The organism is Sulfurifustis variabilis, from assembly GCF_002355415.1.
GTDB lineage: Bacteria > Pseudomonadota > Gammaproteobacteria > Acidiferrobacterales > Sulfurifustaceae > Sulfurifustis > Sulfurifustis variabilis.
Map to the genome: position 1 here is coordinate 2,328,270 of NZ_AP014936.1, position 21,365 is coordinate 2,349,634.

Consider the following 21,365-nt stretch of genomic DNA (forward strand, 5'->3'; position numbering starts at 1 on the left):
TAGAATGCGCCGATGCACCTCCGCGTCCTTCCGGATCTGTCGGCCGTCCCGCCCCACGAGTGGAATGCGCTCGACCTGGGCGGCAGTCCCTTCGTGCGCCACGAATTCCTCCGCACCCTCGAGGAAACGGGCTGCGTCGGCGCCGACACGGGCTGGCAACCTCGCCACCTCGCGCTGTACCACGATGCGCGCGCCGAACGGCTCGTCGGCGCCGTACCGCTCTACCTGAAGACGCACTCCTACGGCGAGTACGTCTTCGACTGGGCCTGGGCCCGGGCTTACGCTCGCGCCGGACACGCGTACTACCCCAAGCTCGTGGCCGCCGTCCCGTTTACGCCGGCCACCGGCCCGCGGCTGCTCGTCGACCCGGCAAGCGACCGTTCCGAGGTGACGGGCCGACTCCTGGACGGTGCCCTCGCCCTCGCCCGCGAGCTCGAGGCGTCCTCGCTGCACTGGCTATTTCCCACGGAGCCCGAAGCGGACTTCCTGGCTGCCCGCGGGCTGCTCAAACGCACGGGGTACCAGTTTCATTGGTCGAACTCCGGCTACCGCGACTTCGACGACTTTCTGTCGCGCTTCACGGCGAACAAGCGCAAGAAGATCCGGCAGGAGCGGCGTTACGTGCGCGAGGCCGGCGTGCGACTCCGCGTGGTTTCGGGCGGCGCGGCCGAAGCGCGCGACTGGGAGGCGCTTTACCGTTTCTATCGCTCCACGATCGCGCGATACGAGGGCGTTCCCTACCTTTCCCGGGAATTCTTTCACGCCATCGGCCGGCGCCTGCCGGAGCGCGTGGTGCTGGTGATGGCCGAACAATCGGGCGCCTGCATCGCCGCCGCGTTGAACTTTCGGGGCGACGAAGCGCTCTACGGGCGCTATTGGGGCGGGCGTCCGGGCGTGAACGGCCTGCACTTCGAGACCTGCTACTACGCGGCCATCGAGTACTGCATCGCCGCAGGCTTGAAGCGCTACGAAGCGGGCGCGCAGGGCGAGCACAAGGTTGCGCGCGGGTTCGCGCCGGTCGCCACCTACTCGTCCCACTGGCTCGCGCACCCCCGGTTCAGCGGCGCGGTCGCCGACTTTCTGAGTCGCGAGCAGCTGGCAGTCGCCGGCTACATGGACGAGCTCCGGGAGCATTTGCCTTTCAAGGCGACGGTCGCGGAAAATGGGGGAACGCGTTCCGAGCGGGTCTGATCATGTTCGTGCTCAACCCCAACTCGTCCGACGTCCGTTTCCCGCCGGTCGACCTCGCCTCGCCCGAGGGCTTGCTCGCGATCGGCGGCGACCTGCGGGCCGAGCGCCTGCTCGAAGCCTACCGCTGCGGCATCTTCCCCTGGTACAACGACGGCCAGCCCATACTCTGGTGGTCACCCGATCCGCGCGCGGTGCTTCTGCCCCACAAGCTCAAGATCTCCCGCAGCCTGCGAAAGGTGCTGCGCGGCGGTCGCTACACGGTGACGCTCGACCGCGCCTTCTCCGCGGTAGTGGCCGCCTGCGCGGGCCCGCGGCGCGCCAACCCCGGCGGCGGGACGTGGATCACGCCCGAGATGAGCGAGGCATACGGACGGCTGCACGAGCAAGGGCACGGACACTCGGTCGAGACCTGGCGGGGCGACGAACTGGTCGGCGGGCTCTACGGGGTCGCGCTTGGCGGCGCCTTCTTCGGGGAATCGATGTTCAGCCACGCGTCCGACGCGTCGAAAGTCGCGCTCGCCCACCTCGTTCGTCAGCTCGAGCAGTGGGGATTTCGCTTTATCGACTGCCAGCTCCCGACGCTCCACCTGGAGAGTCTCGGCGCGGAGACGATCCGGCGGCGCCACTACCTGGCTCTCCTCGAATCGGCGCTGCGGCTGCCCGGACGGACGGGGTCCTGGCGCTTTGACACCCATCTGGCGCTTGTTTAGCGTGGCCCCATGAGCGGACACCAGCGCGCCCCGGACATCTTCCTGTCCATGCCGCACCCGTGCAGCTACCTGCCGGGCAAGACCGCGACGACGCTCTTCATCGATCCGCGCTATCCGCTGGATCGCGAACGCTACGGCGCGTTCACGCGTCTCGGGTTCCGGCGCAGCGGCGATCTCATCTACCGCCCCCACTGCCGCGACTGCACGGCGTGCGTCCCCGTGCGCATTCCCACCGCGCGCTTCCGGCCCGCGCGCGGACAGCGGCGGGTGTGGCGACGCAACCTCGATGTGCGCGTCGCGCCGGTCACGGGCGCGTATGTGCAGGAACACTTCGACCTGTACGTCAGATACCAGGCACGACGGCACCCCGGCGGCGGCATGGACGACCCGGATCCGCAGAAGTACCTGAGCTTCCTCCTGGGCCGCCAGGTGGACACCGTGTTCTTCGAGATGCGGTTGGCGGAGCGGCTGCTCGGGGTCGCGATCGTCGATCGGCTCAACGACGGGCTGTCCGCGGTCTACACCTTCTATGACCCGGACGAATCCGCACGCGGCCTCGGCACTTTCGCCGTATTATGGGAAGTCGAGCACGCGCGCCGCCTCGGTCTCCCCTGGGTCTACCTCGGCTACTGGATCGCCGAAAGCCCGAAGATGGCCTACAAGGCGAACTTCCGGCCGCTCGAGGTCTACCGCAACGGTCGCTGGACCGAGCTCGCCTCGCCCCTCCTTCCCTGAGTCCGTTCGGCCGCGAACTTTACGACCGGGGACGACTGGGGCATCATACGCCGCCAGTCAAACCCGGCTGTTTCACATTTTCAGAGGCGCGTGGCGAAAGAAGAGCATATTGAGATGGAGGGCACCATCGTCGAGACCCTGCCCAACACACTGTTTCGGGTGAAGCTCGACAACGGTCACATGGTGACCGCGCACATCTCGGGCAAGATGCGGAAGAACTATATTCGTATCCTCACCGGCGACCGCGTGACGGTACAGCTCACCCCGTACGACCTCTCCAAGGGCCGGATCACGTTCCGCGCCCGCTAGTGTCGGCCGTCCGGCCGAAACGCGAAAGCAGACGAAACGAAGCGGCCCCTTTCCGGGGCCGCTTTCAGTGCGTCGACTCCTCGGCGGTTCTCCGGGCGGCCTCGAAGGCCAGCGCCAGGTCGTCCCCGTCCGGGCCCAGCGTGACTTTCACGTGGCCGCCCCCCGAAAGGCGACCGAACAGGAGCTGGTCGGCGAGCGGCTTCTTCACCTTCTCCTGAATCAGGCGCGCCATCGGGCGGGCGCCCATGGCGACGTCGTGTCCGTGCCTGGCGAGCCAGCGGCGCGCCGCCTCGTCCAGCTCGATGGTCACGTGCTTGTCGGCCAGCTGGGCCTCGAGCTCGAGCACAAACTTGTTGACCACGTGCATGATCGTCTCGTCGTCGAGCGGCTTGAAGCGGATGGTCGCGTCCAGACGGTTGCGGAACTCCGGGCTGAACATCCGCTTGATCTCCTGAACGTCGTCGCCGGTGTGGTCCTGCTGCGTGAAGCCGATCGACGCCCGGCTGACCTGCTGCGCGCCGGCGTTCGTCGTCATTACCAGGATGACGTTGCGGAAGTCGGCCTTGCGCCCGTTGTTGTCGGTCAACGTGCCGTGGTCCATCACCTGCAGCAGCAGGTTGAACACGTCCGGGTGCGCCTTCTCGATCTCGTCGAGCAGCAGCACCGAGTGCGGGTGCTTGGTGATCGCCTCCGTGAGCAGTCCGCCCTGGTCGAAGCCGACGTAGCCCGGAGGCGCCCCGATGAGGCGCGACACGGTGTGCCGCTCCATGTACTCCGACATGTCGAAGCGGATGAGCTCCACGCCGAGCACGCGCGCCAGCTGGCGCGTCACCTCGGTCTTGCCGACGCCCGTGGGGCCGGAAAAGAGATAACAGCCGACCGGCTTCTCGGGCTGGCCGAGTCCCGAGCGCGACAGCTTGATGGAGGTCGCGAGGGCCTCGATCGCTTCGTCCTGGCCGAACACCACCATCTTGAGGTCGCGTTCCAGGTTGCGCAGCGACTCGATGTCCGAGGAGGACACGGTCTTGGGCGGGATGCGCGCCATCTTCGCGACAATGCCTTCGATGTCGTGGACGCCGATCGTCTTCTTGCGCTTGCTGGGCGCCATGAGCTGCTGGCTCGCACCCGCCTCGTCGATGACGTCGATCGCCTTGTCCGGAAGATGCCGGTCGTTGATGTAACGATGGGAGAGCTCGACGGCCGAGCGCAGCGCCTGGTTCGTGTAACGCACGCTGTGGTGGCGCTCGAAGCGCGTCTTCAGGCCCTTGAGAATCTCGAAGGTCTCGTCCACCGAGGGCTCGGTCACGTCGATCTTCTGGAACCGACGCGAGAGCGCCCGATCCTTCTCGAAGATGTTCCGGTATTCCTGGTACGTCGTCGAGCCGATGCACTTGAGCTCACCGGTCGAGAGCACGGGCTTCAGGAGGTTGGAGGCGTCCATGGCGCCGCCCGAAGCCGCCCCGGCGCCGATGATCGTGTGGATCTCGTCGATGAAGAGGACCGCGTGTTCCTGGCGCTTGAGGTGGTGGAGCACGGCCTTCAGCCGCTTCTCGAAATCGCCGCGGTACTTGGTCCCGGCGAGCAGCGCGCCCATGTCGAGCGCGTAGATCGTGCTGTGCGAGAGCACCTCGGGCACCTCGCCGTCCACGATTTTCTTGGCGAGCCCCTCGGCGATGGCCGTCTTGCCCACGCCCGCTTCGCCGACGAAGAGCGGGTTGTTCTTGCGTCGCCGGCAGAGCACCTGGATGGTGCGCTCGACCTCGCGCTCGCGCCCGATCAGCGGGTCGATCTTCCCCAGGCGCGCCTGTTCGTTCAGGTTCACGCAGAACGAGTCGAGCGGACTCTTCTCGCCGGACGGGGAGGCCTCGTCGTTGTCCTCGGGAGCCGGCAGCTCACCCTGCCCTTCTCCCGGCACCTTCGAGATGCCGTGCGAGATGTAGTTGACGACGTCGAAACGGCTGATGTTCTGCTTGTGCAGAAAGTAGATCGCGTGCGACTCCTTCTCGCCGAAGATCGCGACCAGGACGTTCGCGCCCGTCACCTCCTTCTTGCCCACGCCCTGCACGTGCAGCACGGCACGCTGGATCACCCGCTGGAAGCCGATGGTCGGCTGCGTGTCGATCTTGCTGTTCGGCGGCAGGACCGGGACGTTCTCGCTGAGGAAATGGGTCAGGTTGCGCCTCAGCTCGTCGATGTTTCCGCCGCACGCCCGCAGCACCCGGGCCGCGGACGGGTTGTCCAGCAGCGCCATGAGCAGGTGCTCGACGGTGATGAATTCGTGGCGCTTCTCGCGCGCCGCCTGGAAGGCGGCATTCAGGGACAGCTCCAGTTCCTGGGAAAGCATCGACCGAACCTCCGGGCCAGGGCCCGCGCTACTTAATAATGGTTACTCGGGCTCCAGCGTACACTGGAGCGGGTGCTGGTGCTCCTGGGCAAATGCCAGTACCTGCCGAACCTTGGTTTCCGCAATCTCCCTCGTATAGATGCCGCAGATACCGATCCCCTTGTTGTGCACGTGCAACATGATCCGCGTCGCCTCCTCGCGCGTCTTATAAAAGAATCGCTCGAGTATCGCGACGACGAAGTCCATGGGCGTGTAATCGTCATTCAGCAGAATCACTTTATAGAGAATCGGCCGGGCGAGTTTAGGACGCGCTTCCTGAACAACCGGGCCCTCCGGAAGCTGCGGCTGTTTCTCTTTCATATTTGCAAGCTTAGACCAAGTTCCTAATGCGAGAACGTTGTGCGAGCAACGGGAAAACGCCTCCCATTTTGAGACCCCGGGCCAAAAATTCAACCCCGGGCGCCATGGCACGAATTTTGTGCGCAGGCGGACATCCCCCCGCTCGCTTGCTTGACTAACGACGAAAAAGAAGGATCATTGTTCTGCCTTCGCCCCTTCCGCGCAGCGAGCACGGGAGTCTGCGCGCAGGGATGAACGCATTCTGTGACGTACCACAGCGGAGTTTGTTCCGCTGTAGCTAGGGGGATGTTATGGCAATAGGAACCGTGAAGTGGTTTAACGCCAGCAAGGGGTACGGATTCATCACCCCGAGCGACGGCGGAGACGATGTGTTCGCACACTTCTCCGCCATCGAAATGGACGGCTACAAGACGCTCAAGGAAGGCCAGCAGGTGGAGTACGAGGTCCAGGAAGGACCCAAGGGCCCACAGGCTTCCCGTATCCGCAGCTTGTCAAAGTAGACCGCGTCGCCACTTCCATCAAAAATTATCAGCGACTTTTTCCCTGAGACCCGGCCCAGGCCGGGTTTTTCTTTTCCGTCCCGCGCCGGCCCGGGGATCCTCCCGAACGCTACTGCATGTGTTTCACGACGGCCTCGCCGAAGCCCGAGCAGGAGACGAGCGTCGCGCCGGGCATGAGGCGCGCGACCTCTTCGGTGGCCTTCGGGTGCTCGCCCGGTTTGTGCGGCGCGGTAATCGCCGTGCGCGCACGTGCCAGGTCGTACGTCACGGTCCGGGCCGCGATCGCGCCGGCGACCCCCCTGATGATGAGATCCGCGGCCTCGGTCCAGCCCATGTAGCGCAGCATCATCTCGGCGGACAGGATCATGGAACCGGGGTTCACCTGGTTCTTGCCGGCATACTTGGGCGCGGTGCCGTGGGTCGCCTCGAAAACTGCCACGCCGTCGCCGATGTTGCCTCCGGGCGCGATACCGATGCCGCCGACCTGCGCGGCCAGCGCGTCGGAGATGTAGTCGCCGTTCAGGTTGAGCGTCGCGATGACGTCGTAGTCCTCCGGCCGGAGCAGGATCTGCTGGAGAAAGTTGTCCGCGATGACGTCTTTCACGACGATCTCCTGGCCGGTTCGCGGATTGCGGAAACGGCACCACGGACCGTCGCCGATCGGCTGTGCTCCGAACTCGTGCCGGGCCACGTCGTAACCCCAGTTCCGGAACGCCCCCTCCGTGTACTTCATGATGTTGCCCTTGTGCACGAGCGACACCGAGCGACGGTCGTTCTCCACAGCGTACTTGAGCGCCTTGCGGATGAGCCGTTCCGAGCCTTCGCGCGACACCGGCTTGATGCCGATCGCCGAGCTGGCCGGGAAGCGGATCTGGGTGACGCCCATCTCCCTCTGAAGGAAGTTGATCACCTTCTTCACCTCGGCGGAGTCCGCGGGCCACTCGATCCCGGCGTAGATGTCCTCGGTGTTCTCGCGGAACACGACCATGTCCGTCAGCTCCGATTCCGACTCCTTGAGGGGAGTCGGCGTGCCCGGAAAGAACCGGATCGGCCGCACGCACGCGTACAGGTCGAGCACCTGGCGCATGGTGACGTTGAGGGAACGGATGCCGCCGCCCACGGGGGTCGTGAGCGGCCCCTTGATGGACACGACGTAGCGTCGCAGCGCATCGAGGGTCTCGTCCGGAAGCCAGGTGTTGCTGCCGTACAGCTTCAGGGCTTTCTCGCCGGCGTACACCTCCATCCAGGCGATCGAGCGCTTGTCGCCGTATGCCTTCCGCACCGCGGCGTCGGTGACGCGCCGCATCACCGGGGTCACGTCTATGCCGATACCATCGCCCTCGACGAAGGGAACGAGCGGGTGATCGGGGACGTTCACGCTGAAGTCCGGATTGACGGTGATGCGCTCGCCCTTCGCGGGGATCTGAATCTTGTCGTAAACCATCGTGGTCGTCTTCGCCGTGCTTCGGAGGCGCGTAAGTATAGCGGGCGGCAAAAAGAAAGGCCCGGGGCAAGCCTGCCCCGGGCCAAAGGGAGGATCGGTCGATCAGGCGCGGGCGCGACTCGGCGCCCGGCGCGTCTCGAACTGTTCTTCCTCGGTCGACCCGGCGAGGGCGGTGGTGGAGGACGCACCGCCCATGACCGCCTGAGTGACCTGGTCGAAGTAACCGGCACCCACCTCGCGCTGGTGCTTGGTGGCCGTATAACCACGCGGCTCGGCGCGGAACTCGGCCTCCTGCAGCTCGACGTAGGCCGTCATGCCCTGGTCGCGGTAACGGTCCGCGAGGTCGAACATGCCGTAGTTGAGGGCGTGGAAGCCGGCCAGGGTAATGAACTGGAACTTGTAGCCCATCGCCGCCAGTTCCCGCTGGAATTTGGCGATCGTCGTGTCGTCCAGGTGCTTCTTCCAGTTGAAGGACGGCGAGCAGTTGTACGCGAGCATCCGGTCGGGGAACTTGGCCTTGATCGCCTCGGCGAAACGCCGGGCGCCCGCCAGATCCGGTTTCGACGTCTCGCACCATATAAGGTCGGCGTACGGGGCGTAGGCGAGGCCGCGGGAGATGGCCTGCTCCATGCCGGCGTGAACGCGGAAAAAGCCCTCGCTCGTGCGCTCCCCGGTCAGGAACTCGCGGTCGCGGGGGTCGATATCGCTCGTGATGAGGTTGGCGCCGAGCGCATCGGTGCGACCGACCACGATCGTCGGCACGCCCATCACGTCGGCGGCGAAGCGCGCCGCGATCAGCTTTTGCACGGCCTCCTGCGTCGGGACCAGTACCTTCCCGCCCATGTGTCCGCACTTCTTCGCGGAAGATAGCTGGTCCTCGAAATGCACGCCTGCCGCGCCGGCCTCGATCATGGCCTTCATGAGCTCGAAGGCGTTGAGCACGCCCCCGAACCCCGCCTCGGCGTCGGCGACGATGGGCACGAACCAGTCGATGTCTTCCCGGCCTTCCGCGGCGTAGATCTCGTCGGCCCGCCGGAACGCGTTGTTGATCCGTCGGACCACGGCGGGGACGCTGTCCGCCGGGTAGAGGCTCTGGTCGGGGTACATCTGCCCGGCGTTGTTCGCGTCGGCCGCGACCTGCCAGCCGCTCAGGTAAATCGCCTTGAGGCCGGCCTTCGCCATTTGCATGGCCTGGTTGCCGGTCAGGGCGCCGAGCGCGTGGACGTAGTCCTCGGTCTGCAGGCGCTTCCACAACTTCTCGGCGCCGAGACGGGCCAGGGTGTGCTCGACCTGGACGGTGCCCCTCAGCCGCACCACCTCCTGCGGCGCGTATCCGCGCGTAACGCCTCTCCAGCGCGGATTCTGCTTCCAGTCCTGTTCCAGCTCCCGGATGACTTGCTCGCGGTTCATGACGTCCCTCCAAGGATGGGGAGTGCCGCGCACATGGAATTGACACGGGATGGGCGACGCGGCTGGCCTCTTACGCAAGATAGGGAAGCGGCGAAGTATTTGACAAGTTAATTATCTCAATAGTTAGTATTTGTTACATCAATACGCTGGCGCGGCCGTCGTTGCGGCGCCCGCCCCGGATTCCCCGATGTCTTTGATACCATTAGGCGATGATCTGGAAGCCGAATGTCACCGTGGCGGCCGTCGTCGAACGCGACGGCCGCTTCTTGCTGGTCGAAGAGACCGCCGACGGCCGCCTCGTGCTGAACCAGCCCGCCGGTCATCTCGACGAGGGCGAGAGCCTCATCGAGGCCGTGGTTCGGGAGACGCTCGAGGAGACGGCATGGCACTTCCGGCCGGAAGCGCTGGTCGGCATCTACAGGTGGCCCCATCCTGGACGGCCGGTGACCTATCTGCGCTTTGCCTTCGCCGGCCGCGTGGTGGACCACGAACCCGCGCGACGTCTCGACGAGGGCATCGCGCAGGCGGTCTGGCTCACGCCCGAGGAACTCAGGGCGGCATCCGACCGTCATCGCAGCCCTCTGGTCCAGCGCTGCGTCGACGACTTTCTCGAGGGGCGTCGCTTTCCTCTGGGTCTCCTGGCCGACCTCGCCGGGGGAACGCCATGACGACGCGGGAGCGCGTCGTGGTCGGGCTCTCGGGCGGAGTCGATTCCGCCGTCGCCGCCCTGCTCCTCGTTCGCGCGGGTTTCGACGTGGTCGGCGCTTTCATGAAGAACTGGGAAGAGGACGACACCGCGGAGCGCTGCGCCGCGGCCGAAGACTATCGCGCGGCGCACGCCGTGTGCGACCACCTCGGGATACCGCTCCACGCCGTGAACTTTTCCGCGGAGTACTGGGACCGCGTGTTTCGCTACTTCCTCGAGGAGCACCGCGCCGGCCGCACGCCCAACCCCGACGTCCTCTGCAACAAGGAAATCAAGTTCAGGGCCTTCCTCGAGCACGCGCAGACACTCGGCGCCGGGCGGATCGCGACCGGCCATTACGCCAGGGTCGCGTCAAGGGACGGCCGCTGGCGCCTGCTCAAGGCGGCGGACAGGCAAAAGGACCAGACGTACTTCCTGTACACGCTGGGTCGGGCACAGCTGTCGCGCACGCTCTTCCCGATCGGCCACCTGACCAAGCCCGAGGTCCGGACGATCGCACGCGAGGCGGGTCTCCCGAATCACGCCCGCCGCGACTCGACCGGGATATGTTTCATCGGCGAACGCAACTACCGCGCCTTCCTCGAGCACTACCTGCCGGCCCAGCCCGGGCCGATCCGCGATACCGAGGGCGAACTGAAGGGGCGCCACGACGGGCTCATGTACTACACGCTCGGGCAGCGGCACGGGCTCGGCCTCGGCGGTCCGGGCGCCGCCTGGTACGTCGCCGGCAAGGATCTCGCCAGCAACACGCTGTACGTGGCGCAGGGCGAGGACCATCCGGCGCTCTACCACCTTGAGCTCGAGGCCACGGATTTGCATTGGGTCGATGCGCCTCCGCCCGACGGGACGCGACTTTTCGCGAAGACCCGCTACCGGCAGCCCGAGCAGCCGTGTCGGGTGGAAGGCGTCGGCGAAACGGGATACCGGGTGCGCTTCGACGTGCCGCAGCGCGCGCTCACCCCCGGACAGTCGGTCGTGTTCTACGACGACGAGGCGTGCCTCGGCGGCGGGGTGATCGCGCGCGCGACGGACGGCGCCGGAACCCGCGTCCGCGCGCACGCCGCCTGCTAGAATACCGCCGCTTTTTCAACGAGGAGTCGAACCGGCCATGAGCTCCCCCGCGTCGCCCGGCCTCCATCCGCTGACCGCGCTCTCCCCGCTGGACGGCCGCTACGAGGCCAAGGTCGCACCGTTGCGCGCGCTCTTCAGCGAGTACGGTCTGATCCGGCTGCGCGTGCAGGTCGAGGTACACTGGCTGCTCGCGCTTTCGGCCCAGCCTCAGGTGGGCGAGGTGCCCCCCTTTACTCCCGCCACGATGCGGCTTCTCGAGGACATCCTGAGCGGTTTTTCCCTCGCCGACGCGGAACGGATCAAGGAGATCGAGGCGACGACGAACCACGACGTGAAGGCGGTGGAGTACTTCCTGAAAGAGCGCACGCGCGGTAACACGGAGATCGAGCGGTGCGGGGAGTTCATCCACTTCGCCTGCACGTCGGAGGACATCAACAACCTCGCCTACGGCCTCATGATCCGCGAGGGTCGCGACGCGGTCATGCTCCCGCGCCTCGACCGGCTCATCGCCGCGATCGGGGAGCTCGCCGTACGGCATGCCGACCAGCCCATGCTCTCGCGCACGCACGGCCAGCCCGCCTCGCCCACGACGCTCGGCAAGGAAATGGCGAACTTCGCATACCGGCTCCGGCGCGCCCGCGCCGCGCTCGCCGCGGTGCCGATCCTCGGAAAGATCAACGGTGCCGTCGGCAACTACAACGCACATCTCGTCGCGTACCCGGAAGTCAACTGGGTGGCCGTGGCGAAGGGCTTCGTCGAGAACCTCGGCCTCGCCTGGAATCCGTACACGACCCAGATCGAGCCGCACGACTACATCGCCGAGATCGCCGATGCGATGGCGCGGTTGAACACGATACTGCTCGACTTCAACCGCGATGTGTGGGCCTACATTGCGCTCGGCTACTTCAGGCAGAAGGTGGCGGCGCAGGAGGTCGGCTCCTCGACCATGCCGCACAAGGTGAACCCGATCGATTTCGAGAACTCCGAGGGCAACCTCGGCCTCGCGAACGCGCTGCTCCATCACCTCTCGAGCAAGCTGCCGGTGAGCCGCTGGCAGCGCGATCTCACCGATTCGACGGTGCTGCGCAACCTCGGCGTCGCGCTGGGCTACGCGTTGCTCGCCTACGAATCCTGCCTGCGCGGCCTGGGCAAGCTCGAGGTCGACGCCGACCGCCTCGCGCGGGATCTGGACGACAACTGGGAGGTCCTGGCCGAGGCCGTGCAGACGGTGATGCGCCGCTACGGCGTCGAAGAGCCCTATGAAAAACTGAAGGCGCTCACCCGCGGCAAGGGCATCAATCGCCAGAGCCTGCAGGCGTTCATCCGAGCCCTGTCCATACCGGACGATGCCAAGCAGCGGTTGCTGGCATTGACACCGGCCGGCTACACGGGGAACGCCGCCGCCCAGGCGGTGGCGATCGCGCAGGACACGCGCTAGGCGCGAGCCCGCCGCGGCTGCGCCGCGCGCGGGCGCCGTCGCCGCGGAGCCGCCTTCACGCTGCGCGTCGCCGACGTTGCCGCAGCCGGTTCGGTCAGCGAGATCGCCAGAAAGGCGGCCACCGCGAGACTCACGATAAGGCTGGCGACCACCGGCGCGGACAGCGGCATCGTTCGCATGAAGAACGCCTGATAACCCACGCCCGCGCCATAGAAAAACAACGCGACGGCGGAGGCGTGCACGATCGGTTTCGCCGGTTCGTGGGTGGCGATCAGAAAGAGCGTTGCGAACGCAAACAGCGAAGCGCCGTGCATCCCGGTCATGGCCGGGTTGAGCGCGTCGCGCGAGTAAAGCGCGTGCGTCGCCTCGGGGGCGACGACCAGGCTCAACCCCGAGAGCAAGAAGAATGCCGCGGTGGCTCCCAAAGCCACCTGTACGTGCGTGCGCATGCAATTCCTCCGTGGTTCGGGCATTGCCTATACTTATAGGTCAAATCCGGACAACGGGCAGCAGGCCATGCCGGAATCGAGGGCCGTCAACCAGGAATCCGCGGAGGGAACGGGGCTGCGCGGCCGCGAAGCGCTCCGCGACGCCATGCCGCCGCTCCTCGCCAGGGCGCAGCGCGAGGTCGCGGTCTTCGCCGCGCGGCCCGAACCGTCCTACCTGGACAACGAGCGCTTCGTCGCGGAGCTCGCCGCGTTCGCCGCCCGGCATCGCCAGAACCTGGTCCGCCTCCTCGTGGACGATCCGGTCGTCCTCGCCCGCGAACACGTGCGGCTCGCCGAGGTGCTGCGCCGCCTGAGCGACGCCATCCAGTTGCGCGGGATCGCGGAGCACGACCGCGGGCGCCCGGATCTCTTCGTGCTGATCGACCGGCGCGAGTACCTGCTGCTGCCCGACGGCTCCGGAATCGACGGCCGCCACGGCGCCGCCCGGCGCGAGGCCATCGCGCTTTCCGAGACGTTCGAGGACATGTGGGCGCGCGGGATCCCCGCGTCCCTGCGACCGCTCGGGTTGTGATCGATGATTGTCGCCTGCCGCCTTCGTCTTGCCGTCGTGCCCGCCCTGCTCGCGGTCGCCCTGGGCGCCTGCTCCTCCGCGCCGACCCGCCCGCAAACCGCCGAGGTCGGCACGCGCGCGGCCGAGCACGCGTTGCGGATGGTCGGCGTGCCCTACCGCTACGGCGGGAGCAGCCCGCGGGGATTCGACTGCAGCGGACTCGTCCAGTACAGCTATGCCCGGGCCGGGGCCCGGATCCCGCGCAGCACGAAGGCCCAGCGCGCGCGGTCGCACCCGGTGTCCCGGCGCCAGCTCCGGCGCGGTGACCTCCTGTTCTTCAACCAGGAAGGCAAGCGCGCCTCGCACGTCGGCATTTACCTCGGCAACAACCGTTTCGTGCACGCCCCCTCGAGCGGCAAGTCGGTTTACGTGGCCGACATCACCGACCCGTACTGGCGGCGCCACTTTCACGAGGCGCGCCGGCCTCTGATCGAATGACGGCGCGCGCGGGGCTCTGGCTCCTCGCCGCCGCGCTGCTCCCGTCGCCGGCCCTGACCGCGCGCGCGGAGGGCGTGCACACGATCGAGCTTCGGCATCGCCCGGCCGCGGAGGTGCTCCCGCTCGTGCGTCCGCTGCTCGGCCCCGGGGACGGGGCGAGCGGCACCGGCTTTCTGTTGCTCCTCCGTACCGATCCGCAGCGGTTCAAGGAAATCGAGCGCGTGCTCGCGACGGTCGACGTCGCGGCGCGAAATCTGACGATCACCGTCCGGCGGGACAGTACGCGGGGAACCGCGGGAGCGGAACACGGCATGCGGGGACGCATCCACGTCGACGACCGCGCCACCGTGCGCCTGCCGGTGCACGATCGGCCTTCGACGGGGGTGCGCGTCGGCGACGGCCACGTCACGTATGGAGCGCAAGCCCGCGCCGGCACGGAGGACAGCGCGTTCGTGCAGACCTTGCGCGTCCAGGACGGCCAGAAGGCGTACATACGCGTCGGGCAGTCCGTCCCGCACGTGCATCGGGTCCTCGCCCTCGGCGGCCGCTCCGTCGTCGTCGGGCGGAGCGTCGTGTTCGAGGACGCCACGAGCGGTTTCGAGGTAAGCCCGCGCTTGCGCGGCGAGACCGTGCACCTCGAGATCACGCCGCGCCTCACGACCTCGCGGACGCCGGACGGCGTCGTGACCTTCCAGGAGCTGCGCACGACAGTGACGGCACGCCTGGGCGAGTGGATCGATCTCGGGGAAATCCTCGGCGCCGCCTCGGACGTGCACCGGGAGATCCTTACCGCCGGTCGGACGCAGTCGCAGGAGCGGCACGCCGTCCTGCTGAGGGTCGACTAGGCGGGTGCGAGACGGGCGTCGAGGAAGGCGCGCACGAAACCTTCGGCCCGCGCACTGCTGAAGCGGTCGATCTCCAGGCCCTTTCCGAACAGGATGACGGTAGGAAATCCACGAAGCCGGTAACGGCCGGCCAGGCGCATGTTTTCGTCGGCCTCGACCTTCGCGAGACGCACCCTTCCCGCATAGTCGGGCACCACGCGCTCGAGCACCGGCGTTAGCGCGCGGCACGGAGGGCACCAGTCGGCCCAGAAGTCGACCGCGACGAGCGCGGCGTGCGAGGCTTCCAGCACGAGCCGCTCGAAGTCGGCTTCGGTCACGTCGAAAATCAGCGGGGAGGACATTCGGTTTGTCGCCGAAGAGCGCGCACGCTAGCACGCGTGCGGACGGGCGACAACCGGGCCCCCGCTTCCCGAACGCGCTATAGTCGCGGGATGTCACCGAAGCGGCTCTCGCTCCTCACGTCCCTCCTCGCCCGACCGACAGCGCCGTTTCGCGAAAGCCACGTGGTCGATTTCGTCGCGCGCACGCTCGCGGCGCACGGCGTCCCGCACTTCGTCGATCCGGTCGGGAACGTCGTCGTCGGCTGCGCCTCGCGCACGGGGTACCTGCGGCTGGTGCGCGACGCCGCCGCGGGTACGCTCCCGGTGTTTATCGCACACATGGATCACCCGGGGTTTCACGGCGTGCGCTGGGTGTCGGCCACCCGGTTGCGGGTGAAGTGGCACGGCGGTTCGCCGGTAAACCGCCTCGTCGGCGCGCCCGTGTGGCTTGCCCGCGACGGCGCGGGCTTCGTCGCGGAGGGCCGCATCACGAAGGCCGCGCTCGCGCGCTCGCGCCGCGCGCTCGACACGGCCGAGGTGGTCGTGCGCGAGTCGCATTGGCAAGGCCGGCGGCCGGAGGCGACCGACCTCTACGGCGGCTTTCACTTCCGCGCGCCGGTCTGGCAGTCGGGCAAACGCCTCTACACGAAGGCCGCGGACGACCTCGTCGGCGTCTTCGCTATCCTGGCCACCGCTATCGACGCGTGGGCCCGCCGGCGGGCAGCGCCTTTTCTGGGATTGCTCACGCGCGCCGAGGAGGTCGGCTTCGTCGGGGCGATCGGACACCTCGAGCTCGGCTGGCTCCGGTCCGCCCGGCGTCCGGTCGTCTGCGTGAGCCTCGAGACCTCGCGCACCCTGCCGGGCGCGCTGATCGGCAAGGGCCCGGTGGTGCGCCTCGGCGACAGGCGCACGGTGTTCGCGCCCGATCCCCTCGACGTGCTCGCGCGCGTCGCCACGCGGGTGCTCCCGGACCGGCACCAGCGCCGCGTCATGGACGGCGGGACGTGCGAGGCGACCGCCGCCACCGTCTACGGCCTGGACGCGATCGGCATCTCCGTGCCGCTCGGCAACTACCACAACCAGGGTTTCGAGGGCGGGCCCGACAGTCGCGGGAACCAGGGACCAGCGCCGGAGTTCGTCTATCTCGATGACGTCGACGGATTGCTGGCGCTCTGCCGCGCGCTCGTCCGTCCCGATATGGACTGGGGCGCGGCCTGGGCCACCGAGCGGCGGGCGTACGGGAAAAGGCTCCGGGAGCACCGGAGGCTTCTCCACCTTCCTCGCTAGTCGTCGCTACCGGATTGCCGGGGGCGTCGCGAAGGAGTGATACGGCGCCGGTGACGGGAGCGTCCACTCGAGCCCGTGCGCGCCCTCCCACACCCGGCCGCTCGCCCTCTCCCCACCGCGCGTGGTACGCCAGAGGACGTAGGCGAAGAGCAGCTGCGAAAGCCCGAGGACGAACGCGCCGACCGTCGACCACTGGTTGAAGTCGTTGAACTGCAGCGCGTAGTCGGGAATCCGCCGCGGCATGCCGGCGAGGCCCAGGAAGTGCTGGGGGAAGAAAGTCAGGTTGAACGCGAGGATCGTGAGCCAGAAGTGCAGCTTCCCGAGTCGCTCGTCGTACATGTGGCCGGTCCACTTCGGCAGCCAGTAATACGTCGCCCCCATCAGCGCGAGGACCGAGCCGCCGAAGATCGTGTAATGGAAATGCGCCACGACGAAATACGTGTCGTGGTACTGGAAGTCGGCCGGCGTGATCGAGAGCATGAGCCCCGACAGCCCACCGATCGTGAACGTGAACACCGTCGCGACCGCGAACAGCATCGGGGTCTCGAAGCTCATCGACCCCCGCCACATCGTCGTGACCCAGTTGAAGACCTTTACGCCGGTCGGCACCGCGATCAGCATGGTCGCGTACATGAAGAAGAGCTCGCCCGCCATCGGCATGCCGACCGTATACATGTGGTGCGCCCAGACGATGAACGACAGGAACGCGATGGTGCACGTGGCGTAGACCATCGAGTTGTAGCCGAACAGCGGCTTGCGCGCGAAGGTCGGGATGATCTGCGAGATAACGCCGAAGGCCGGCAGGACGAGGATGTAGACCTCCGGATGCCCGAAGAACCAGAAGACGTGCTGGAACATGACCGGATCGCCGCCGCCGGCCGCGTCGAAGAAGCTCGTCCCGAAATGACGGTCGGTCAGGAGCATCGTCACGGCGCCGGCGAGCACCGGGATCGACGCGAGCAGCAGGAACGCGGTCACCAGCCAGGTCCACACGAACAACGGCATCTTCATGAGCGTCATGCCCGGAGCGCGCATGTTGATGATCGTCGCGATGACGTTGATGGATCCGAGGATCGACGAGAACCCGAGCATGTGCACCGAGAGGATGGTGAAGTCCATCCCGATCCCGCCCTGCGCGGAGAGCGGCGGGTACAGCGTCCAGCCGGCCGCGGGCCCGCCGCCGGACATGAACAGCGACATCGCCAGCAGGATCGCGGCCGGCGGCAGGAGCCAGAAGCTCCAGTTGTTGAGCCGCGGCAGCGCCATGTCCGGAGCGCCGATCATCATCGGGATCAGCCAGTTCGCGAGGCCCGTGAACGCGGGCATCACGGCGCCGAACACCATGACCAGCGCGTGCACCGTCGTCATCTGGTTGAAGAAGTGCGGCTCGACCACCTGCAGCCCCGGCTGCCAGAGCTCGGCCCGGATGACGAGGGCCATCGTGCCCCCCGCGAGGAACATGACGAACGCGAAGACGAGATACAGCGTGCCGATGTCCTTGTGGTTGGTCGTGAAGAGCCAGCGGGCGACACCCTTCGGATGCGCCTCGTGATGGTGGACGGCGGTGTGGGCCATGGGGACGTTTTCTCCTCGCTGTCGAATTTTTCCGATCAGTTGGTCAGGGTGACGGGGACGGAGCGCCCCGCTTTCGCAACGTCGGCGGGCGCCAGCGCGCGGCGGAGCATCCCGGCAAGGGCGCGTCGCGCCTCCTCCGTCATGCCGGCGCCGACCTCGACCTCGCGCCCGTGGGAACGGATCACGAGCCGCGAGGGCAGATGCGCATTCGAACCCGGCTCCACGGCGACTCGCGCCCAATAGCGCGGGAAGCGGTGACAGGTTTCCCTGCGGCCCTGCCGCTGCACGACTTCCAGCCGGTCGTCCTCGAGACGGACGACCTCGCAGTCGCCCGCATGCCGGTACAGCAGCCCGAGCGTGACGCCGACGGCGGCCACTTCCGCGACGAGGAAGGGCACGACGGGCCAGGCACCGCTGTTGAGAAAGAGAACCGCAAGGGCGACGGCGCTCCCGGCGAGCGCGGCAAAGAGCGCCGCCATGCCGCGCGGCGAGAGGGACCGGTTCGGAAGCAGGACGATGCAATCCGCGCTGGCGGCCGGTTCGGCCGGACGCGGGCCTTCATTGGACACGCTACAGGCTCCCGCACAAAAGCAGCGGGATATTAGAGCAAGGCAAATCGGGTGTTTGCGCGGCCCGTCAACGACAGGCGACGCGGGTGTTGACCGCCGTCACTGCACGCGGTCGACAGGCCGGCCGGAGACCGGCAACTCGCCCGCCACGCCCTGCAGCCGCTCGCGGTCGACGATCAGCAGCAGGCGGGACCGCATCCGGATCAAGCCCTCCTGCTCGAAGCGGGCGAACAGCCGGCTCACCGTTTCCTTGGCGAGCCCCAGGTAATTGCCGATATCGGTGCGCGACATCGGAAGCATGAACTCGCGTCCGGCATGCCCGCGCCGGGCGAAACGATCCGAGAGGCTCAGGAGGTAAGCCGCAAGGCGGCTCGCGGCGGTCTTGCGCCCTATGAACGGAAGCAGCTGCTCCTGTCTTTCCGCGATCTCGCTGCCGAGGAAGTGGAAGAGCGCGCGGCGCAGCGACACCGACTGCTCGGCGATCTCCCGCAATCGGCCCAACGGGATCTCGCAGATCTCGGTGCGCTCGAGCGCGGTCGCGTCGCACTCGTGCTGCTCGAGACACGCCCCGCTTGGTCCGATGAGCTCTCCAGCAATGTGAAACCCGACCACCTGAAGCCGGCCGTCGCGGCCGACGACGCTGGTCTTCACGGAGCCGGCGCAGATGGCGTAGAAGCCGCTGCACGGATCCCCTGTCCGGAACACGAGCTCGCCGCGATCGATGACGCGGCGGCGTCTCAGCAAACGGCCCAGTATTTCGACGTCGCCTCGGGTCAGCGGCGTCGGAACGCACAGTGGATGCAGGCTGCACCGTTGGCACGCGGCATATTCGCCGACGCCTGCCGTCTGAACGCTTCGCATCGTCACCTGCTCCGCCGATCCGGAAGTTGAAGTGTAATCAGCGGCACGTGCCGCGGAAACAAGGCGTTCACCGAGCGCCGAAGTCGGAAATGACGCTACGGCTTTCGGCCGGCGGCGAAATGGGTTTCGACGTCGAGCCACAGGCCGTCGGCGCCGGCCAGCCGGGCGACCTCGGCGACATGTTCCTCGCGCAAACGCGCGCGTTCCGGGACGTCGAAGCCTTTCGATCAATGCCCCCAGGCTGCCGTGCTCGGCGACGGCCCACCAGGCCTCCGGCCGCAGGTGGTAGCGATCCGCTCCGTCCGCACCTCGGTCTCGGCGAGACCGGCCGCGGCGAGCAGCGCGCGGCAGATCTCCGGGCGACGCAGGTCCTCCCACTCGCCAGCCGGCCCTTCCGCGGGCGGTGCGATTCCGCGTCGCTCGAGTCGGGCGAGGAGCATGTCCGCCATCGACCGGAAGGCGTTCGGGCCGTGACAGGTGTAGAGGATCCGCCCGCCCGGCCTGGTGACGCGCGCCCATTCCCGCAGCGCGCCGGCCATGTCGGGGAGGAAACCGATACCGAAGCCGCAGAGCGCATGGTGGAAGTAGCCCGATCGGAACTCGAGGGCTCCGGCGTCCATCGCGTGGATATCGACCTGTCCGAACCTCAAATGGCGCAGCTTCTGCCAGGCGGGCGAGCATGCCTTCGGAGATGTCGACGGCGGCGACCCGTCCGCCCGGGCCCGCCGCCTGCGCGGCCGCGAGCGTCACCGCGCCCGTGCCGGCGCCGGCGTCCAGGATCTTCTCGCCGGCCGCCGGGCCGAGGAGCGCGACCAGCCGGTCGGCGCAAAAGGGAAAGAACCGAAGCGCCTCCTGATCGTACGTCGACGCAAGCCGGTCGAAGCGGGTTGCGATCGAGGCGCGAAGTTCGTCGGCATCGGGCATTGCGCGTCATAGGCGGGCAGTTGTCCGATCTATAGAATAAGCGCGCCCCGCCGCGAACAACAGGAGAGAACATGAACCGCACCGGCTTCCTCTGCGCCGCCCTGCTTGCTTTTCCGGCGGCGAGCGACGCCCGCTCGTACGCGGACGTGCTCGAGCGGGTCAATACGTCTGTCGTCGAGATTCATACGCGCGAGCAGATCGTGCAGAACGGCACGCCGCAGGTCGTCGACGTGTCCGGCATCGGCTCCGGCGTGATCGTTTCCGCCGACGGCCTGGTGATCACGGCGGCGCACGTGGTGCAGTCGGCGGATCGCATCCGCGTCCGTTTCCTGGGCGACATCGAGACCGGTGCCCGCATCGTGGCGTCGGAACCGGCGGCCGATGTCGCGCTCCTCAGGCTCGACCGGCTCCCGCCTTCGGCGCGCGTCGCGCGTCTCGGCGATTCTTCGAAGACGCGCGTCGGTGACGAGGTGTTCGTCGTCGGTGCACCGTACGGCATGAGCCACACGCTGACCGTGGGTCACGTGAGCGGCCGTCACCAGCCGCGCGCGGTGAGCGGCGAGTTCCTCGAAGGCGAGCTGTTCCAGACGGACGCCGCGGTGAACCAGGGTAATTCCGGCGGGCCGATGTTCAACGCCGACGGCGAGGTGATCGGCATCGTAAGCCACATCCTCACCGTCTCGGGCGGCTTCGAGGGTCTCGGCTTCGCGGTCACGTCCAATCTCGCCCGCCGCCTCCTGCTCGAGAAACGCTCGTTCTGGAGCGGCCTGCACGGCTACTGGCTGGAGGGGGAAATGGCGCGCGTGTTCAACCTTCCGCAGTCGCGCGGCCTGCTCGTGCAGCGCATCGCGGCGAACTCGCCCGCGTCCCGCATCGGGCTGCGGGCAGGCGCAGTGGAGGCGAGCATCGGCGACGAGGATCTGTACGTCGGCGGCGACATCATCCTGGAGGTACTCGGCATTTCGCTGGCGGACCCGGATGGCTACCGGCGGGTGCGCGAGCGCGTGGCGAAGCTCAACACCGGCGAACGGGTAACGATCAGGGTTCTGCGAGGCGGCGAGATGCTGACGCTCTCGACCCGCGTGGAACGGGTCGAATGAGGATGTTCGGCCAGCGGCTCCGGCGGAAAGGGCCCGAGTAGGGCCTCTGGGGTCCGTCTGGGTAAACCGCCGGAGGTGTGCTCCGCTGGCCGGTGCCACGGTCGCCCGTGACGCGAGCCATGTTAGCCGAACCCGCTCGGCCCACATTGATCCGGGTCAAATCCGGCGT

Annotated in this window: 22 protein-coding genes and 2 pseudogenes; 13 read left to right on the forward strand and 11 right to left on the reverse strand. The window is 67.5% G+C overall.

Features of this window, described 5'->3' with window-relative positions; translation table 11 throughout:
* Positions 1–12 precede the first annotated feature (12 nt).
* From SVA_RS11050 to infA, 4 genes are all read left to right on the forward strand, one after another.
* Positions 13–1,191 (forward strand): GNAT family N-acetyltransferase, encoded by a 1,179-nt coding sequence (locus SVA_RS11050; RefSeq protein ID WP_096461275.1) that lies wholly within the window; start codon positions 13–15, stop codon positions 1,189–1,191.
* A 2-nt stretch (positions 1,192–1,193) separates the two neighbouring features.
* Positions 1,194–1,901 carry a leucyl/phenylalanyl-tRNA--protein transferase gene (gene aat, locus SVA_RS11055; protein WP_096461276.1) on the forward strand — a complete coding sequence of 236 codons (708 nt, stop codon included), beginning with the start codon at positions 1,194–1,196 and terminating at the stop codon, positions 1,899–1,901.
* A gap of 9 nt (positions 1,902–1,910) precedes the next feature.
* On the forward strand, positions 1,911–2,636 hold the full coding sequence (locus SVA_RS11060) for an arginyltransferase (RefSeq protein WP_096461277.1): 726 nt from the start codon (positions 1,911–1,913) through the stop codon (positions 2,634–2,636).
* Between the two features lie 90 nt (positions 2,637–2,726).
* Positions 2,727–2,945, forward strand: a complete 219-nt coding sequence (infA, locus tag SVA_RS11065) for a translation initiation factor IF-1 (protein ID WP_096461278.1) — start codon at positions 2,727–2,729, stop codon at positions 2,943–2,945.
* Between the two features lie 64 nt (positions 2,946–3,009).
* Here the strand turns inward: infA and clpA are convergent, their stop codons facing one another.
* Together clpA and clpS are read right to left on the reverse strand one after the other, a co-directional pair.
* On the reverse strand, positions 3,010–5,289 hold the full coding sequence (gene clpA / locus SVA_RS11070; RefSeq protein WP_096461279.1) for an ATP-dependent Clp protease ATP-binding subunit ClpA: 2,280 nt from the start codon (positions 5,287–5,289) through the stop codon (positions 3,010–3,012).
* A gap of 42 nt (positions 5,290–5,331) precedes the next feature.
* Complete coding sequence (clpS, locus tag SVA_RS11075; protein WP_096461280.1) at positions 5,332–5,649, reverse strand: ATP-dependent Clp protease adapter ClpS; 318 nt, start codon at positions 5,647–5,649, stop codon at positions 5,332–5,334.
* Positions 5,650–5,939: 290 nt separating this feature from the next.
* On the opposite strand from clpS, the gene SVA_RS11080 reads away from it, so the two are divergent.
* Positions 5,940–6,149: a cold-shock protein gene (locus SVA_RS11080; RefSeq protein ID WP_096461281.1), complete on the forward strand. Its 210-nt coding sequence runs from the start codon at positions 5,940–5,942 to the stop codon at positions 6,147–6,149.
* Between the two features lie 109 nt (positions 6,150–6,258).
* Here SVA_RS11080 and icd read toward each other — a convergent pair whose 3' ends face one another.
* Positions 6,259–7,593 (reverse strand): NADP-dependent isocitrate dehydrogenase, encoded by a 1,335-nt coding sequence (gene icd, locus SVA_RS11085; protein ID WP_096461282.1) that lies wholly within the window; start codon positions 7,591–7,593, stop codon positions 6,259–6,261.
* A 102-nt stretch (positions 7,594–7,695) separates the two neighbouring features.
* Positions 7,696–9,003: an isocitrate lyase gene (aceA, locus tag SVA_RS11090; protein WP_096461283.1), complete on the reverse strand. Its 1,308-nt coding sequence runs from the start codon at positions 9,001–9,003 to the stop codon at positions 7,696–7,698.
* 209 nt (positions 9,004–9,212) lie between these two features.
* Between aceA and SVA_RS11095 the strand changes: the two genes are divergently transcribed.
* The 3 genes from SVA_RS11095 to purB are packed head-to-tail and all read left to right on the forward strand — an operon-like array spanning position 9,213 to position 12,218.
* On the forward strand, positions 9,213–9,671 hold the full coding sequence (locus SVA_RS11095; protein ID WP_096461284.1) for an NUDIX hydrolase: 459 nt from the start codon (positions 9,213–9,215) through the stop codon (positions 9,669–9,671).
* Positions 9,668–10,780 (forward strand): tRNA 2-thiouridine(34) synthase MnmA, encoded by a 1,113-nt coding sequence (gene mnmA, locus SVA_RS11100; RefSeq protein WP_096461285.1) that lies wholly within the window; start codon positions 9,668–9,670, stop codon positions 10,778–10,780. The genes SVA_RS11095 and mnmA overlap by 4 nt, the downstream gene beginning before the upstream one ends.
* 37 nt (positions 10,781–10,817) lie before the next feature.
* Complete coding sequence (purB, locus tag SVA_RS11105) at positions 10,818–12,218, forward strand: adenylosuccinate lyase (protein ID WP_096461286.1); 1,401 nt, start codon at positions 10,818–10,820, stop codon at positions 12,216–12,218.
* On the opposite strand, the gene SVA_RS11110 is transcribed toward purB, so the two are convergent.
* Complete coding sequence (locus tag SVA_RS11110; RefSeq protein WP_096461287.1) at positions 12,215–12,667, reverse strand: hypothetical protein; 453 nt, start codon at positions 12,665–12,667, stop codon at positions 12,215–12,217. The genes purB and SVA_RS11110 overlap by 4 nt on opposite strands.
* A gap of 67 nt (positions 12,668–12,734) precedes the next feature.
* On the opposite strand from SVA_RS11110, the gene SVA_RS11115 reads away from it, so the two are divergent.
* Genes SVA_RS11115 through SVA_RS11125 form a run of 3 tightly spaced genes read left to right on the forward strand, consistent with a single transcriptional unit; the run spans position 12,735 to position 14,560 of the window.
* Positions 12,735–13,238: a DUF7931 domain-containing protein gene (locus tag SVA_RS11115; protein ID WP_096461288.1), complete on the forward strand. Its 504-nt coding sequence runs from the start codon at positions 12,735–12,737 to the stop codon at positions 13,236–13,238.
* A gap of 3 nt (positions 13,239–13,241) precedes the next feature.
* Positions 13,242–13,715 carry a C40 family peptidase gene (locus SVA_RS11120; protein ID WP_096461289.1) on the forward strand — a complete coding sequence of 158 codons (474 nt, stop codon included), beginning with the start codon at positions 13,242–13,244 and terminating at the stop codon, positions 13,713–13,715.
* The gene (locus tag SVA_RS11125) at positions 13,712–14,560 is read left to right on the forward strand and encodes a hypothetical protein (RefSeq protein ID WP_096461290.1); all 849 of its coding nucleotides are present in this window, start codon (positions 13,712–13,714) and stop codon (positions 14,558–14,560) included. Before SVA_RS11120 ends, SVA_RS11125 begins: the two co-directional genes overlap by 4 nt.
* On the opposite strand, the gene SVA_RS11130 is transcribed toward SVA_RS11125, so the two are convergent.
* Entirely contained in the window at positions 14,557–14,901 is a 345-nt protein-coding gene (locus tag SVA_RS11130) for a thioredoxin family protein (protein WP_096461291.1), read from the reverse strand. The genes SVA_RS11125 and SVA_RS11130 overlap by 4 nt on opposite strands.
* A gap of 90 nt (positions 14,902–14,991) precedes the next feature.
* On the opposite strand from SVA_RS11130, the gene SVA_RS11135 reads away from it, so the two are divergent.
* The gene (locus tag SVA_RS11135) at positions 14,992–16,167 is read left to right on the forward strand and encodes a hypothetical protein (protein ID WP_096461292.1); all 1,176 of its coding nucleotides are present in this window, start codon (positions 14,992–14,994) and stop codon (positions 16,165–16,167) included.
* Between the two features lie 6 nt (positions 16,168–16,173).
* On the opposite strand, the gene ctaD is transcribed toward SVA_RS11135, so the two are convergent.
* The 5 genes and pseudogenes from ctaD to SVA_RS20425 form a co-directional block, all read right to left on the reverse strand.
* Entirely contained in the window at positions 16,174–17,742 is a 1,569-nt protein-coding gene (gene ctaD / locus SVA_RS11140) for a cytochrome c oxidase subunit I (RefSeq protein WP_096461293.1), read from the reverse strand.
* 35 nt (positions 17,743–17,777) lie between these two features.
* Positions 17,778–18,311 carry a DUF2244 domain-containing protein gene (locus SVA_RS11145; protein WP_096461294.1) on the reverse strand — a complete coding sequence of 178 codons (534 nt, stop codon included), beginning with the start codon at positions 18,309–18,311 and terminating at the stop codon, positions 17,778–17,780.
* 99 nt (positions 18,312–18,410) lie between these two features.
* A complete protein-coding gene (locus tag SVA_RS20155; RefSeq protein ID WP_231971778.1) occupies positions 18,411–19,172 on the reverse strand; it encodes a helix-turn-helix domain-containing protein in 762 nt (253 codons plus the stop codon).
* Between the two features lie 227 nt (positions 19,173–19,399).
* Positions 19,400–19,852 (reverse strand): annotated as a pseudogene (locus SVA_RS20280) (class I SAM-dependent methyltransferase); the annotation flags it as partial.
* A 4-nt stretch (positions 19,853–19,856) separates the two neighbouring features.
* Positions 19,857–20,096, reverse strand: a pseudogene (locus tag SVA_RS20425) (class I SAM-dependent methyltransferase); the annotation flags it as partial.
* 71 nt (positions 20,097–20,167) lie between these two features.
* Here SVA_RS20425 and SVA_RS11160 point away from each other — a divergent pair.
* On the forward strand, positions 20,168–21,196 hold the full coding sequence (locus tag SVA_RS11160; RefSeq protein ID WP_096461296.1) for a S1C family serine protease: 1,029 nt from the start codon (positions 20,168–20,170) through the stop codon (positions 21,194–21,196).
* The last annotated feature ends 169 nt before the right edge of the window (positions 21,197–21,365 follow it).

Coding starts and splice junctions, on each gene's coding strand:
- SVA_RS11050 (WP_096461275.1), top strand. CDS start 13: ATGCACCTCCGCGTCCTTCCGGATCTGTCGGCCGTCCCGCCCCACGAG.
- aat (WP_096461276.1), top strand. CDS start 1,194: ATGTTCGTGCTCAACCCCAACTCGTCCGACGTCCGTTTCCCGCCGGTC.
- SVA_RS11060 (WP_096461277.1), top strand. CDS start 1,911: ATGAGCGGACACCAGCGCGCCCCGGACATCTTCCTGTCCATGCCGCAC.
- clpA (WP_096461279.1), bottom strand. CDS start 5,289: ATGCTTTCCCAGGAACTGGAGCTGTCCCTGAATGCCGCCTTCCAGGCG.
- clpS (WP_096461280.1), bottom strand. CDS start 5,649: ATGAAAGAGAAACAGCCGCAGCTTCCGGAGGGCCCGGTTGTTCAGGAA.
- SVA_RS11080 (WP_096461281.1), top strand. CDS start 5,940: ATGGCAATAGGAACCGTGAAGTGGTTTAACGCCAGCAAGGGGTACGGA.
- icd (WP_096461282.1), bottom strand. CDS start 7,593: ATGGTTTACGACAAGATTCAGATCCCCGCGAAGGGCGAGCGCATCACC.
- aceA (WP_096461283.1), bottom strand. CDS start 9,003: ATGAACCGCGAGCAAGTCATCCGGGAGCTGGAACAGGACTGGAAGCAG.
- SVA_RS11095 (WP_096461284.1), top strand. CDS start 9,213: ATGATCTGGAAGCCGAATGTCACCGTGGCGGCCGTCGTCGAACGCGAC.
- mnmA (WP_096461285.1), top strand. CDS start 9,668: ATGACGACGCGGGAGCGCGTCGTGGTCGGGCTCTCGGGCGGAGTCGAT.
- purB (WP_096461286.1), top strand. CDS start 10,818: ATGAGCTCCCCCGCGTCGCCCGGCCTCCATCCGCTGACCGCGCTCTCC.
- SVA_RS11110 (WP_096461287.1), bottom strand. CDS start 12,667: ATGCGCACGCACGTACAGGTGGCTTTGGGAGCCACCGCGGCATTCTTC.
- SVA_RS11115 (WP_096461288.1), top strand. CDS start 12,735: ATGCCGGAATCGAGGGCCGTCAACCAGGAATCCGCGGAGGGAACGGGG.
- SVA_RS11120 (WP_096461289.1), top strand. CDS start 13,242: ATGATTGTCGCCTGCCGCCTTCGTCTTGCCGTCGTGCCCGCCCTGCTC.
- SVA_RS11125 (WP_096461290.1), top strand. CDS start 13,712: ATGACGGCGCGCGCGGGGCTCTGGCTCCTCGCCGCCGCGCTGCTCCCG.
- SVA_RS11130 (WP_096461291.1), bottom strand. CDS start 14,901: ATGTCCTCCCCGCTGATTTTCGACGTGACCGAAGCCGACTTCGAGCGG.
- SVA_RS11135 (WP_096461292.1), top strand. CDS start 14,992: ATGTCACCGAAGCGGCTCTCGCTCCTCACGTCCCTCCTCGCCCGACCG.
- ctaD (WP_096461293.1), bottom strand. CDS start 17,742: ATGGCCCACACCGCCGTCCACCATCACGAGGCGCATCCGAAGGGTGTC.
- SVA_RS20155 (WP_231971778.1), bottom strand. CDS start 19,172: ATGCGAAGCGTTCAGACGGCAGGCGTCGGCGAATATGCCGCGTGCCAA.
- SVA_RS11160 (WP_096461296.1), top strand. CDS start 20,168: ATGAACCGCACCGGCTTCCTCTGCGCCGCCCTGCTTGCTTTTCCGGCG.